This is a genomic window from Microbacterium zouquanmingi, assembly GCF_052266695.1.
Classification (GTDB): Bacteria; Actinomycetota; Actinomycetes; order Actinomycetales; family Microbacteriaceae; genus Microbacterium.
The window spans coordinates 74095-88033 of sequence record NZ_JBQPQZ010000004.1 but is presented as its reverse complement, the minus strand read 5'-3'; the positions used below and the strand labels follow the sequence as shown (position 1 = coordinate 88033).

The following is a 13939-nucleotide window of genomic DNA, read 5'->3' as shown; positions in this document are numbered from 1 at the left end:
TCGACGAGCGCACGTCGGGTTTCTGAGAGGACAACATCCATGTCGATCACATCCGACGGCGACGTCAAGATCGGGGGCGTCTCGCTGCGCTCCCTGCCGAAGATCTCCCTGCACGACCATCTCGACGGTGCGGTGCGGCCTCAGACGGTCTTCGAGCTCGCACAGCAGATCGGACTCGAGCTTCCGGTGACCTCCGCTGGTGCGCTGGGCGACTGGTTCGGTGCGCAGGCGGACTCCGGGTCCCTGGTGAACTACCTCAAGACGTTCGATCTCACGGTCGGAGTGATGCAGTCTGCGGAGGCACTCACCCGTGTCGCACGTGAGTTCGTCGAAGACCTCGCAGCAGACGGTGTCATCTACGGCGAGGTGCGCTGGGCACCGGAGCAGCACCTGGCTGGAGGACTGTCGCTGGATGACGCTGTCGAAGCAGTGCAGCAGGGGATCGAAGAGGGTGAGGATGCCGTAGACCGGAGCGGTCGCAGCATCCGAGTCGGTCAGATCCTCAGCGCGATGCGCCAGAACGATCGCGCACTCGAGATCGCGGAGCTCGTGCTCGACCACCGCCAAGAGGGCGTCGTCGGATTCGATATCGCAGGTCCCGAAGACGGATTCCCCGCATCCGATCACCGTGAGGCTTTCGAACTGCTGGCGGCGAACTTCATGCCGGTCACCGTGCATGCCGGGGAAGCCGCAGGCCTCGCATCCATCCGCAGCGCGCTGCTCGACGGGCGTGCACTGCGTCTCGGACACGGGGTGCGCCTCGTCTCGGATCTCGAGGTCATGGACCGCGACGGCGAAGAGGTGCAGGTCAAGTTCGGCGACCTCGCGCGCTGGGTGCGTGACCGCGAGATCCCGCTCGAGCTGTCGCCGTCTTCCAACGTCCACACCGGTGCGATCGAAGCCTGGGGAACAGAGCTCGCTGACCACCCCTTCGATCTGCTCTACCAGCTCGGGTTCAACGTCACTGTCAACGTCGACAACCGCACGATGAGTCGCACCTCGCTCACCCGTGAGCTCGCGCTCCTCGTCGATGCTTTCGGCTACGATCTGGATGATCTTGAGACGTTCCAGTTCAATGCCGCCGCGGCGACGTTCCTGCCTGTTGAAGAACGAGAAGAACTCGTCGAGATGATCGCTGAGGGTTTCCAGAACGACTGAGAGCTCCCCTGAGGGTGAGATCCGGAAAGGGAGGGCGTCATGGAGGGGGACAGTCGTCGCCGAAGGCGGGTCACTCATCAGCGCAGGCGCAGACTGAACACGCGGGTTCTGCTGACCGGTGTCGTCGTCGCCGTCCTCGTGCTCGGGGTGTCGTTGACGATCGTCATCTCGACGATTCGCTCGAACTCCGTGCAGGCGGTCACCGCCCAGACCCCCAAGCCGACCGTGAAACCCACGCCCACGCCCACTCCTCTCTCACCGGTCGAGCAGCTGCTTGCCGATGCGAATGATCCGCTGGCGTGCGCCGTCGTGTTCGCGGGGGAGGGGATCGCGGATGCCCCGATCCTTCAGCACCAGGGCACGCTGTACGCGGCGCTTCCGATTCCCGCGCAGGAAGGCATGGCCTTCGGCGGCTGGTACGCGACTCCGGAGAGCGCCGCAGCCTTCGACCCGGCATCCCGGATCAACGGAGCCGACGAGGTCGTCTGCGAAGACCAGTCGATCGAACTGTTCGGGTCGTGGATGCCTGCCGACCAGAACGCCGCAGCGGGCACCGAGGTGCCGATCCTGATGTACCACCAGTTCACCAGCAGGCCTGAGGGCGAAGACGGCTGGCTGCGCGGCAACTACGCGTATATCGGCGACTTCGACGCGCAGATGAACCACATCGCGACCACCGGCTTCTACATGCCCACCTGGGACGAGCTCAGCGCATTCATCGACGGGCGACTGTACCTCCCACCGCGCTCGGTGATCATCACCGATGATGACGCTGACCAGACGTGGTTCGATCTGGCAGTACCCGTCGTCACCGCTCACAAGGTGCTCACCACCTCGTTCATGATCACGGCCTATCGTCAGGACCCGGCGCCCTCGATCTACGTGCAGCGGCGATCGCACACGCACGACATGCATCAGGCCGGCGCGAACGGCAAGGGCCGAATGGTGAACTGGACGGCGGACGAGATCGCTGCAGACCTGAACATCTCAGGGGACGTGCTCGGCGTGCGCGAGGTGATCGCCTACCCCTACGGTCACTTCAACGACACCGCCCAACAGGGCGTCGCTCAGGCCGGATACGCGATGGCTCGCACGATCGAGCCGGGCACCGTGACCATCGGCACCGACAAGTACGCGTTGCCGGTCGTGCGCATCGACTACGGCATGGGCCTGGATGCGTTGATCAACCGCATCGGGTGATCAGGTATCGGCTGATCAACCGCATCGACCCTCAGCGCTGAAGCAGAGGGGCGAGTGCTTCGGTGACCACAGCTCTCATCTCGTCGTCTGAGATCGTCGGGGTCCCGTCGCCTGACTGCGGACCGTAGTCGCCGAAGGAAGCGTGTGAGGCGCCCTCGATCTCGATGAGTTCGGCGTCCTGGGGGAGTAGGTGCCGTGCATCCGCGATCTTCTCGGGGGTCGAGAGCCTGTCTTCGGTGCCGGCGAGGCTCAACACGGCGAGCGAGTCGCCGGAGAGATCGGTCGCGCAGTACGAGGCGAACAGCACGAGGGTCTCGGCATCGCCCGCGAGCTGGCACGCGCGCACACCGCCCAGCGAATGCCCGCCGACGCCCCAGTTCTCGATCTCGGGCGCTGCGGAAGTGAAGGAGTCCAGCCCGCGCAGATCGAAGAATGCCAGATTCAGCCACGGTCTCGTGATGACCACGGTGGTGCCCTCGGCCGCGACGTCCTGAAGGATCGCCACGTACGCCCATGGGTCGACTTTCGCGCCCGGGATGAAGACCAGTCCGGTAGCCGAGCCGCCCTCGCGCGGCGCGAGCACGATGCCCTCCGGGGCATCCGTGATCGTGATCGCCGGATTCGCCTTCGCGTCAGCGAGCGGCTCTGCTGCGGCCTGCATGACACCGATCTGCGTCCAGGCGAGAGTGCCGACGACAGCGACGATCACGACCAGGACGATGCTCCACAGGATCCATCGCAGCAGCCGGCGTTTCTTCTTCATCGCTCCAGGGTACGGGCGACACCGGGATGCGTTGCGAGATATTCCTCGAATGCCTCGGCGCTCGTGCGCGACGGCACGAACCCGAACTCCTCTTTCAGCCGTCGATTCGCCAGCACAGGGCGGTAGCGAAGGAACGGCACCTTCTCCGGCCCATGCGGGGTCAGACGCAGCAGCTGCCCCGCGCGCAGGGCGAACGACAGCATCCATGCGGGAATCGGGAGCAATGGCTTGCCCAGACGCTCGGCGATCTCGGCAACAGTGAGAGCGCCGTCGCCCGCGACGTTGTAGATCCCTGCGGGGCCGTCGGTCGCCGCACGCACCATCGCTTTCGCGACATCGTCCACCCAGATGAAGACGAATGGGGCATCGGATCCTGCGATGCGCAGGATGCGACTGCTGTCCCAGAGCGCGGTGATCTGGTTGCGCACATCGGGGCCGAGGATCGTGCCGATCCGGAAGATCACCTGCTCAAGCTCCGGGTGCGTCTTCCGATACTCGGCGAGCATCTCCTCGACGAGGCGCTTGTGGCGCGAGTACGGGAAGGCGTCATTGCCTCGAACCGGCGTCGTCTCGTCGATCCACTCCGGGCTATCCGGGTGGTATCCGTAGGCCGCGCCCGAACTGGAGACGACGATTCGCTTCACACCAGCATCGACGCACGCGGCAAGAATATTGGCTGAGCCATCGACATCGACGCGGTACTCGAGCGCCACGTCTTTGCCGGGGTTCACGATCGCGGCGAGATGCACGACGGTGTCGATGCGGTGCTCGCGCAGCAGGGGAGCAATGCTCGCGGCATCCGTCACATCCAACGTCACCGGCAGGATGCCGTTTTCTGCGGGCCTGGCGCGCAGGTCGGCGGTGACGACGAGTTCCACGTCATCGCGCTGGGCGAGCAGCTGTGCGACGTGCGAGCCGAGGAACCCCGCGCCGCCGGTGATCAGCACCCTGGTCACGGGGTGGGCTCCATCGAGGTGCGTCCGGTGGCATCCCCCGTAGGCGATCCCGTGCGCTTGCGCGTGTGCCGCGACCAGAGGCCGGCTACCACGAGACCGGCGATGATGTCCCAGATGCCCCACCAGCCGGCCACGATCGCCATCCCGCCGAGGCCGCCGAAGAAGGCGAAGACCAGCCCGAGTCCCAGACCGGCGTTGCGGATGCCGACTTCGAACGTCATGGCCTTGCGCTCCCTGCTGCCGAGTCCGCCGATGACGGCGGTGCCATAGCCGAGCCCGAGGGCGACGGCGTCGTGCACGGTGACCACCAGCAGCACGATTCCCAGCACGCTGACGAACACCGACCAGTTGCCCACGAGAGCCACGACGATGAAGCCGACGAGCGCGAGCAGGCTGAACCACTTCACGAACGGATGAGCCTTGGCCGCGATCTTCGGCAGCTTCGCTCGCACGAACAGGCCGACGGCGAACGGCAGACCGATGATCAGCACGATCTCCAGCAGCATCTTCAGCGGGTCGAGGGCGACAGCGTGCAGCACCGTTCGCGCCGTCGGGTGCAGAGAGCCCCAGAACGCGATGCTCAGCGGCATGGCGACGATGTAGATCAGGTTGCCGACGGCTGTCAGCGACACCGAGAGCGCGACGTTGCCGCCAGAGCGGTGGGTGAGCACCTGGGAGATGTTGCCCGGAGGGCAGCAGGCCACCAGGATCATTCCCATCGCCATGGAAGCTGTCACCGGGAGTATCAGCGTGAGGCCGAAGGTCACCGCAGGAAGCAGCAGAAGCTGCGCGAGTATCGCGATGACGAAGGGCTTGGGGTGCTTGGCGACAACGCGGAAGTCGCTGGGAGAGGTGTCGAGGGCGATGCCCAGCATGATGAGCCCGAGCACGACATTCAGCAGCGTCAGTGACCCAGGGGTGAAGCTGAGGACGACGTCGTCGACGTTCATGCTGCGTCCAGGCTTTCGCGCTCTGCACGGACTGCGCCGCGATATGCGTCCTTGTTGACGTAGTACGACATGCGGTCCAGCGCCAGGTAGCGGTATCCGCCCGTGAGGTCGGGCCATGGCGTGCTGGTTACTCGTGTTCGGAAGCTCTCTGCGCGGGCTGGGTCGTTCTCAACGGCCGCGAGATAGCTCGCCAGCAGTTCTGCCTGCTCGTAGCGACCCTGCCAGCCGAGACCGGATGCCTCGACCATCCCCATCACGTACAGACCGTTGAAGGCTGCGGGGAAGATGTTGAGGAACAGGCGTGGGGACGCACCGTGCCAGGACAGGTGCTCGCGGTCGACGAAGGGGTAGCCGAGCGAGTATCCGGTGGCGAGCAGGATCAGGTCATACTCTCCTGAGCTGCCGTCGCGGAAGTGCACGGTGTGGCCATCGAAGCGGTCGATGTCCGCGCGGATGCGCAGATCGCCCTGACCGAGATGGCCCAGCACCATGGTGTTGACGATCGGGTGCGATTCGTAGATGCGGTAGTCCGGCTTCGGGAAGCCAAAGCGCACCGGGTCTCCCGTGAATGCCTTGAGCACCCGGGAATCCACAGCCTGCTTGAGCCGCCTCGGCAGCGGGCGACCCTGATTCAGGGTGTCACTCGGTCTGCCGAACAGATAGCGGGGGACGAAATAGTACCCTCGCCGGACACTCATGTCGACGGATGCCGCGTGATGCACAGCATCCACGGCGATATCGCAACCGGAGTTGCCCGCACCGATGATGAGCACGCGCTTGCCATCGAGCTGGGCGGCCTTCTTGTAGAAGTGGGTGTGCAGGATCTCTCCCGCGAACTCGCCCGTGAAGGTCGGGGTGTTCGGATCGGCGAGCGTGCCGTTGGCGAGGATCACGCCGCTGTACCAGCGAGTCTGCTCACCTTCCTCGTCGACGGCGGTGAGATTCCATCCGCCCTCGTGCGGCTCCAGACGTGTGACGCGAGTGTCGAAGCGGAACAGCTCGGACAGAGCGAACTTCTCGGCGTACGAACGGAAGTAGTCATGCAGAACCCGATGGCTCGGGTAGTCGACGTCACTGTCCATCGGATACTCGGCGAACTCGGTGGTCGTGCGAGAGGAGATCAGATGCGCCGATTCATACATCGAGCTGCGTGGGTTCGTGATATCCCAGAGGCCTCCGACGTCGTGCGAGGCCTCGAAGCCTTCGACGTCGATTCCCTGCTTCCGCAGTGCGCGCGCTGTTGCCAACCCGGATGGACCTGCGCCGATGACGGCGTATCTGTTCATTTGGTGCTCCCCGCACGACAATGTGCTTGATCTGCGCCCCCCAGCTAATCGACCCTAACTGAAATGTGGCGCGGAGAGTGAATCAGGCGTCGCGCAGCTCGTACTGGCGCGTCACGAATGCCGCGTGCGCGGCATCGAAGAGCGGATGCTCCGGCTCCAGCCCCGTCACCGCAGCGGTCAACGCGTACCCGTCCTCGCTGCGGAGCAGCCGCTGCAGTTCGACGGACTGCTCATCGGAGGGATCATCGAAAGCCAGGGCAGCGCCGACGGCGGCGATCAGCGCATCAGTGCTCAGACCGCGCGCTGCCGCTTGAGTGGCAGGACCGATGAAGCGCTCGTGTCGCGACAGCTTCCGCAGCGGCTGGCGGCCGACCCGCTGCACGGTGTCGACCAGCTCAGGATTGCGGAACCGGTCGAGGATCGTCGCCCGGTATGCGGCGAGCTCGGCGGGGTCCAGACCGTGTACTGCCGCAAGCATCGCGGAGGTCTCCTGCAGCGCAGCCTCGACGCGCGAGGCGATCGACGGATCCGCGAGCGCGTCGGAGATTCGCTCGATGCCCGCCAGCGCACCGAAGTACGCCGTAGCCGCATGCCCGGTGTTGACCGTGAAGAGCTTTCGCTCGATATACGGCCCGAGATCATCGACGAAATGCGCACCAGGAATGTTCGGCAGACGACCGGCGAACGGCCCCTGCTCGATCGCCCACTCGAAATACGGCTCCACCGTCACATCGACGCCGCCATCAGCTGGCTGGGCAGGCACGATGCGATCGACGGCGGTGTTCGCGAAGACCGCACGGCCGGCGGCATCCGCGTCGATCTTCTCGATCTCGGCGCGCAGCTGATCTGTCGCGCCGATCGCGTTCTCGCACGCCATGACCTGAAGCGGGTCGAGGTCGGCGGAACGGCGAGCCAGCCCCGCAGCGATCGCCGGGGCGATGAAGCGCAGCACGGTCGGTCCGACGGCACAGGTGACGACGTCGGCTGTCGCGACCTCGTCAGCCACGGCATCCGGGTCCTCCGCGCTGTTTACCGCGCGGTACCCCGTGACGACGCGATCGACACCCCCTGGTCCCGCCTCGTGCACCGTGTAGGAGTCGGTCGAGTTGATGGCGTCCACCAGGGCGCCGGCAACGTCGGAGAAGACGAGGTCATACCCGCCCTCGTGCAGCAGCAGTCCGACGAAGCCGCGCCCGATGTTGCCGGCGCCGAAGTGGACGGCTTTCATGCCTCGTTCACCGCCGACAGGAGTGCGAACAGCTCGTCCGGGGTCTGCGCCGCGTTGAGCTTCGCGACATCATCCTCGTCCGAGAACAGGATCGCGATCTGCGAAAGGATCTCGAGATGCTCATCGCCGCGCCCGGCGATGCCGATCACGAACGTCGCCTGCTCTCCGGCCCAGTCCACGCCACCGTCATAGCGGACCACAGACAGTCCAGAGGCGAGGATCGCCTCTTTGGTCTCGTTCGTGCCGTGGGGAATGGCCAGGCCGTTCCCCATGAACGTCGACACCGTTTCTTCGCGCAGCTTCATCGCGTCGACGTAGGCGGGGGTGACGGCCCCTGCGGCGACGAGGATGTCGGTCGCCTCCTGCAGGGCCTCATCCTGAGTGATGGAGCCAGGGTGGATCCGAACCTGGCCGATTGTGAGGACGCTCATTGCTGTCCCTCCTTCTGAGATTGAACCATCTCGACGACCTCTTCATACTGCGGTGCATTCATGAAGTTGTCGACCGAGATGTGGATCGAGGTCGGGGACTTGTCCTTCGCTCGGTCGGTCAGCTGCTGCTGGGTGATCACGAGATCGGCAGTGCCATCGAGGTTCGCGATCGCCTGGTTGGTGACGTTGACATCGGTGATTCCCGCTTTCTTCAGCTTGTTGCGCAGTACGCTCGCACCCATTGCAGAAGACCCCATCCCCGCGTCGCAGGCGAACACGATGTTCTCGATCGGCGCGGTGGCGACGGCCGTGGCCGTGGTCGCAGGAGCGCTTGCTGATGCCAGGTTCGACAGGTGCTCGGATTTCTTGCCCTTGTTGGCCTCGGTCTGCGCGATCGCGGCACCGAAGGTGTCGCCCTCAGCAGCGAGGTCACGCTTCCGGGATGACCGCAGGATGATTCCGGTGAGCAGGAAGGTCACCACGGCGGCGATGACGACCGAGAGGTACACGACGAGCAGGTTGCCGACGCCGCCGCCGATCGCTGCCGCCGTCACGGCGATGATGCTGCCGGGAGCTGCAGGGAAGCCAAGTCCGCCGTTCAGCAGCATGTTCGTCGCCACACCAGAGGCGCCACCGGCGATGAGCGCGAGGATCGTCATCGGCTTGCTGAGCGCGTAGGGGAAGTAGATCTCGTGGATGCCACCGAAGAACTGGATGATGGCAGCACCGGGAGCCGAGGCCTTCGCCGCACCCACACCGAAGAACGTGAATGCCATGAGGAGGCCGAGGCCGGGGCCGGGGTTCGCCTCGATGAGGAAGAGGATCGACTTCCCGGTCTCCGCAGCCTGCTCGATGCCGAGCGGGGTGAAGACGCCGTGGTTGATCGCGTTGTTGAGGAAGAGCACCTTCGCGGGCTCCACGATGATAGACACGAGCGGCAGCAACTGCAGGTTGACCAGCCAGTCGACGGCCGTGCCGAGTGCGGCGCTGATGCCGAGCATGACCGGACCGAACGTGAAGAAGCCGACGACGGCGAGGACCATGCCGAGGATGCCGGCGGAGAAGTTATTGACCAGCATCTCGAAGCCGGCCTTGATCTTGCCGTCCCAGAGCCTGTCCATCTGCTTGGTGATCCAGGCTGCCAGCGGTCCCATGATCATCGCACCCAGGAACATCGGGATGTTGGTTCCGACGATGACGCCCATCGTGGCGATCGTCGCGACCACACCGCCGCGCTCGCCGTAGACCATTCGCCCACCCATGTTCGCGATGAGCAGCGGGAGCAGGTAGGTGATCATCGGGCCGACGAGGCCGACATAGGCGAAGAAGTTGCCTCCGTCGCCCTCGGCGAGCGCGGTCATCGCGCCCTCCCATTGGATCGTGGCAGCGTCGCCGCCACCGCCGATGATCTCAGCGACCGGCGCCCAATGCCAGCCGAAGGGGCTGTCCGCGCCGAAGAATCCGGCGGGTATGAAGAGCATCGTGATGAAGCCCCAGGCGATGAACGCCGCGATGTTCGGCATGATCATGCCGGACAGGAACGTGCCGAAGCGCTGCACCGCGACGCGGGCGCCCCCAGGCTTGGTCGGTGACGTCGTCGTCATGATTTCTTCTCTTTCTGATGGGGGGAGAGGGCTGCCACGGCATCGGCCACGGCAGTGCGTGCACTTGCTGCGTCATCCGCCGCAAGTGCGATCTCGGCGAGGCTCCGTGCCTCGTCGAGGGTGCGCTCGGAGAGCGCGAGCCGAACATCGGCCAGGGCAGCCGGCGCCATCGACAGGCTCGTGGCGCCCAGGCCGACCAGGACGACAGCCAGCAGAGGGTCTGCGGCAGCCTCACCGCAAACGCCTACCGGCTTGCTCGCGCGGGCGCCGGCAGCGCCCACCTCGCCGACCAGCCGCAGTACGGCGGGGTGCCACGGGTCCTGAAGGTTCGCGACCGAACCGAGCATGCGGTCGGCTGCCATCGTGTATTGGGTGAGGTCGTTCGTGCCGATCGAAGCGAAATCAGTGTGCGCGAGCACTCGGTCGGCGAGTAGGGCGCTCGCCGGAATCTCGACCATGACGCCGGCAGTCTTGATCCCGTACTCTCTGGCGAGAGAGGTGAAGTACTTCGTCTCCTCGACTGTTGCCACCATCGGCGCCATGACCCACAGATCGGCGGCGGTTGCGGCATCTGCCTCGGCGAGGGCAGTGAGCTGCTCGCGAAGAATGTCTTCGCTTGCCCGCAGCGAGCGAAGACCTCGCAGGCCCAGGGCAGGGTTCTCCTCGTGCGCGTCGTTCAAGAACGCGAGCGGCTTGTCGGCTCCGGCGTCGAGCATGCGCACGACGACCTTCTTGCCGGGGAATGCTTCGAGCAGCTCCGTGTATGCCGTGCGCTGCTCTGCGATGGTCGGCGCCTGCGCTGACGAGAGGAAGAGGAACTCGGTGCGGAACAGGCCAACGCCTTCGGCGCCGCGGGCTACCGCATCGGCAGCGTCGGCGGGCTTGCCGAGATTAGCGAGCAGAGCGATCGCGGTGCCGTCCGCGAGTGCGCCGGGCGAGGGCGGAGCGTCGATCGACGCTGCGCGCTCGGCAGCGCGGGCGGCAGCCCGCGTGAGCTGCTCGGCAGAAGGATCGGTCGTGACTGCGCCCGCCGCGGCATCCACGATCACCGTCTGGCCATTGTGGAGCGAGGCGGCGTCGGCGGCCCCCACGACGGCGACGATGCCCTTCTCTCTCGCGAGGATGGCGGTGTGCGAGGTCGGTCCTCCATCGGAGGTGACCAGAGCGAGTACCTGCTCGAGGTTCAACAGCGCGGTGTCGGCGGGGGCCAGATCGCGCGCGATCAGCACGAACGGATGGCCGGGGTCGGGGACGCCAGGTGCGGCCACGCCACGCAGGTGCGCGAGAACACGCTGGGCGATGTCGTCAAGGTCTGCGGCGCGCTCGCCGAGGTATCCGCCGACGGCCTCGAGAGTGGCTTTGAAGCCCTCGAACGCGTCATAGACAGCCCATTCGGCGGTGCCGCCGTCATCGAGGCGTGCGTCGACTTCGTCCTGCAGCGTGGGGTCCTCGGCGATCATCGCCTGCGCCTCAAGGACCTCTTGCGCCGATCCTCCGGCAGACTCGCCGCGCTGCATCAGCTCCGCGGCGACAGCAGCGACTGCCTCGCGCGCACGTGCCCGCTCGGCATCGGCACCCGCGGTGCTCGACGTCTTGTCGGGGGCAGGCAGAGCCTCCGCCATGCGGACGACCGGTCCCTGAGCGACGCCCAGACCGATACCGACTCCTCGCAGCTCGGTCATGCCGTCTCCTGGTCATGATCGGTGGTGAGCAGCTCAGTCAGAGCATCCAGCACTGCCTCGGCGCCTTCGCCGTCTGCCGTCAGCGTCACGTAGTCACCGTGCTCAACTGCCAGTGCGATGACGCCGAGGATGCTGGCGGCATTGACTGCTTTGCCGTCGCCCTTTGCGATCGTGACGGGAATGCCGGATTCCTTCGCAGCCTGTGCGAAGAGCTTCGCCGGCCTGGCGTGCAGTCCGTGGGAGGAGCCGATGCGGACAGTGCGTGAGATCTCGGTCATGATCTTCCTTTCGCGGTGGATTTCGCGGGGGATGGGGAATCGCTTGTGGCGCCGGACAGAGCCGCCTCGGCGATCGAGAGCGTCTGAGTGCCCTCCCGATCGCGGAAGACATCGTCGGGGAGGAGCGCGATCTGTGCGGTGGTGGCGCTTCGGATCACATCGACGCGATCGGCGAGATGGGGGCCGATGAGTACGAGATCCGCATGCGCCGCACTCACGCTCGTCTCTGCTCCCGCCGAGGTCTGCCAGTCCAGGCCGGCCAGCATCGCCGCGCGCCGCAGACGCTGAGCAACGAAAGTGCTCGACGCTCCCGCGCCGCACACCACCAGGATCTTCATTGATTCCACCTCTTTCGCCCGCCTTCGCAAGGCTCTCTTCATTCTGGGAAACAGCTGGGAGTGTTGCCACCACGTTCTCTTCCGCCCCTGCGGAACATGCGCTTCCGCCCCAGGCGGGTGCAGTGCTGGCATCATGGGTCACATGTCGCGACAGCGCCAGGACCGGCTCCTGCAGACCCTGCTCCGACAGGACGAGTGGGCAACCGCCGCCAGCCTCGCCGATCTGCTGGGGGTGACGCCGCGCAGCATCCGCTCCTATGTCGCAGCTCTCAACACCCGTGTGCCCGAGGCGGATGCCGTCGAGTCCAGCCCCGCGGGCTATCGCCCTGGTCCCGGAGCGCACGATGCCCTCCGCACGCGCGCGGCGGGGGAGTCGGCGCCGCGGGATCGCCTGCACTCCCTGGTGCGCATGCTGTTGGATGCCTCGGACGGCATCGATGTCTACGAGACCGCCGATGCCATGCACGTCAGTGAGGCGACGCTCGAAGCCGACCTCGCCAGGGTGCGCGGGCTTCTCGACGGCATGGATCTGAGTCTGGAGCGCGACCGAGAGCGGGCTCGGCTGCGCGGGTCAGAGGTCGCGCAGCGTCGCCTCCTCAGTCGCCTCGCCCATGACGAGATGGATGCCGGGTCCTTCCATCCGGAGAGCATCCGCCGCGCCCTCACCGGAACAGCCGTCGCCGCACACGCTGTCGCTCCGTTCAAGACCGCTCTCGTACGTGAGCTGAGTGCCCTCGGCTATTACGTGAACGAGCTGGCGATCTCTGACGTGCTGCTGCACATTGCGATCGCTGCGGACCGCGTCTCTGCAGGGCGGGCCCTGGAGGCCTCGCCCGGCGGAACCTGGGAGGAGATTCCCAAGTTGGGTGCGGTGATCAGCGACCTGGCGTCCGAGCACTTCGGCGTCTCGCTGCGCGGCGGCGACAGCGCCCATCTCGCAACGCTGGTGCTCACTCGCGCGATCGCGCCAGGGCAGGACGCCGCAGCCGACGCCGTGCGCAGCGGCGTGGAACCGGCGATCGAAGGGGCAGTGCGCGCCGAGATCGTGCAGGCAGCCGTCGACTATCAGGTCGATCTGATCGACGAGAAATTCATCCTCCGACTCGCTCTACACGTGCAGAACCTGCTGCGCCGTGCACAGGAGCAGGCGTGGAGCCGCAACCCGCTCACGCGCTCGTTGAAGGCGTCGTATCCGATGATCTTCGAGGTTGCGGTCTCGATCGCGAGCGGACTGCACGACCGGCTGGGCGTTCCCATCCACGACGATGAGATCGCCTACATCGCGATGCACATCGGTGGCAGGCTCGAGCGCAGCCGCAAAGCCGAGTCGATCCTCACGGCGACGATCGTGTGCCCCGGCTACTACGAACTGCACGAACTGCTGCGATCGAGCGTCGACCGCTCGCTCGGCACCTCCGTCGAGGTGACCGGTGTGGTCACCACCGTCGACCCCGACTGGGCGAGTATCGATACCGACCTCGTCCTCACCACGATCGACCCCGGTGCCAGTGGCGAGCACTACGTGCGCATCCAGCCGTTCCTCACCGATGCCGATGTCGAGCGGGTATCGCAGGCCGCCGCACGCATCCGGCGCGCACGGCGGCTGAACCGGCTGCGCGCAGAACTCGCCCGTTACTTCTCGCCGGGCGCGTTCGTGCGCCCGCTCCCCGACGAGGGCGAAGAGGCCATCATCCGGCGGCTCGGCGGGATGCTGAGCGCATCCGGTCTGATCGGTGACGATTACATCGAGAACACCATCGCCAGAGAGCAGATGTCCTCGACCGCTTTCACCGATGCGTTCGCCGTGCCGCACGCGCTGCAGATGACCGCCGAGCGCACAGCCATCGCCATCGGCGTGGCAGACGGTTCGGTCGCCTGGGGCGACGGACGGGTTCAGGTCGTCGCGCTCGCCGCCTTCAGCGAGAGCGACCGAGCAGCGTTCCAGACCGTGTTCGAGCAGCTGGTCGAGGTCTTCAGCGAGCGCGAGAGCGTGCAGCGCATCGTTCGGCGCGGAACCACGTTCGAAGCGTTCCTCGACGAACTCGTCGCCGTCATCGACGGCTGA

At 65.9% G+C, this 13939-nt stretch carries 13 protein-coding genes; 3 read left to right on the top strand and 10 right to left on the bottom strand.

All coding sequences use genetic code 11. The annotated features are described in order from the left end of the window. Nucleotides 1–39: 39 nt before the first annotated feature. Both ACTU6U_RS09870 and ACTU6U_RS09865 read left to right on the top strand, forming a co-directional pair. Nucleotides 40–1158, top strand: a complete 1119-nt coding sequence (locus ACTU6U_RS09870) for an adenosine deaminase (RefSeq protein WP_443468947.1) — start codon at nt 40–42, stop codon at nt 1156–1158. Nucleotides 1159–1197: 39 nt separating this feature from the next. Continuing rightward, nucleotides 1198–2358 carry a polysaccharide deacetylase family protein gene (locus ACTU6U_RS09865; RefSeq protein ID WP_443468946.1) on the top strand — a complete coding sequence of 387 codons (1161 nt, stop codon included), beginning with the start codon at nt 1198–1200 and terminating at the stop codon, nt 2356–2358. Between the two features lie 31 nt (nt 2359–2389). Here ACTU6U_RS09865 and ACTU6U_RS09860 read toward each other — a convergent pair whose 3' ends face one another. The 10 genes from ACTU6U_RS09860 to ACTU6U_RS09815 form a co-directional block, all read right to left on the bottom strand. Then, nucleotides 2390–3121 (bottom strand): alpha/beta hydrolase, encoded by a 732-nt coding sequence (locus ACTU6U_RS09860; RefSeq protein WP_443468945.1) that lies wholly within the window; start codon nt 3119–3121, stop codon nt 2390–2392. After that, nucleotides 3118–4077, bottom strand: a complete 960-nt coding sequence (locus ACTU6U_RS09855; RefSeq protein ID WP_443468944.1) for an SDR family oxidoreductase — start codon at nt 4075–4077, stop codon at nt 3118–3120. Before ACTU6U_RS09855 ends, ACTU6U_RS09860 begins: the two co-directional genes overlap by 4 nt. Continuing rightward, nucleotides 4074–5027 (bottom strand): bile acid:sodium symporter family protein, encoded by a 954-nt coding sequence (locus ACTU6U_RS09850; protein ID WP_443468943.1) that lies wholly within the window; start codon nt 5025–5027, stop codon nt 4074–4076. Before ACTU6U_RS09850 ends, ACTU6U_RS09855 begins: the two co-directional genes overlap by 4 nt. Next, the gene (locus ACTU6U_RS09845; protein WP_443468942.1) at nt 5024–6313 is read right to left on the bottom strand and encodes a flavin-containing monooxygenase; all 1290 of its coding nucleotides are present in this window, start codon (nt 6311–6313) and stop codon (nt 5024–5026) included. The genes ACTU6U_RS09850 and ACTU6U_RS09845 overlap by 4 nt, the downstream gene beginning before the upstream one ends. An 82-nt stretch (nt 6314–6395) precedes the next feature. Further along, complete coding sequence (locus ACTU6U_RS09840; RefSeq protein ID WP_443468941.1) at nt 6396–7541, bottom strand: mannitol-1-phosphate 5-dehydrogenase; 1146 nt, start codon at nt 7539–7541, stop codon at nt 6396–6398. Then, nucleotides 7538–7972, bottom strand: coding sequence for a PTS mannitol transporter subunit IIA (locus tag ACTU6U_RS09835; RefSeq protein ID WP_443468940.1), 435 nt, complete (start codon nt 7970–7972; stop codon nt 7538–7540). The genes ACTU6U_RS09840 and ACTU6U_RS09835 overlap by 4 nt, the downstream gene beginning before the upstream one ends. Then, entirely contained in the window at nt 7969–9576 is a 1608-nt protein-coding gene (locus tag ACTU6U_RS09830; RefSeq protein ID WP_443468939.1) for a PTS mannitol transporter subunit IIBC, read from the bottom strand. The genes ACTU6U_RS09835 and ACTU6U_RS09830 overlap by 4 nt, the downstream gene beginning before the upstream one ends. Then, complete coding sequence (gene ptsP, locus ACTU6U_RS09825; protein ID WP_443468938.1) at nt 9573–11258, bottom strand: phosphoenolpyruvate--protein phosphotransferase; 1686 nt, start codon at nt 11256–11258, stop codon at nt 9573–9575. The genes ACTU6U_RS09830 and ptsP overlap by 4 nt, the downstream gene beginning before the upstream one ends. Next, nucleotides 11255–11536, bottom strand: a complete 282-nt coding sequence (locus ACTU6U_RS09820) for an HPr family phosphocarrier protein (protein WP_417510719.1) — start codon at nt 11534–11536, stop codon at nt 11255–11257. The genes ptsP and ACTU6U_RS09820 overlap by 4 nt, the downstream gene beginning before the upstream one ends. After that, nucleotides 11533–11874, bottom strand: a complete 342-nt coding sequence (locus tag ACTU6U_RS09815; RefSeq protein ID WP_443468937.1) for a PTS sugar transporter subunit IIB — start codon at nt 11872–11874, stop codon at nt 11533–11535. The genes ACTU6U_RS09820 and ACTU6U_RS09815 overlap by 4 nt, the downstream gene beginning before the upstream one ends. A gap of 142 nt (nt 11875–12016) precedes the next feature. Here ACTU6U_RS09815 and ACTU6U_RS09810 point away from each other — a divergent pair, with 142 nt between their 5' ends. Continuing rightward, nucleotides 12017–13939, top strand: a complete 1923-nt coding sequence (locus ACTU6U_RS09810; RefSeq protein ID WP_443468936.1) for a BglG family transcription antiterminator — start codon at nt 12017–12019, stop codon at nt 13937–13939.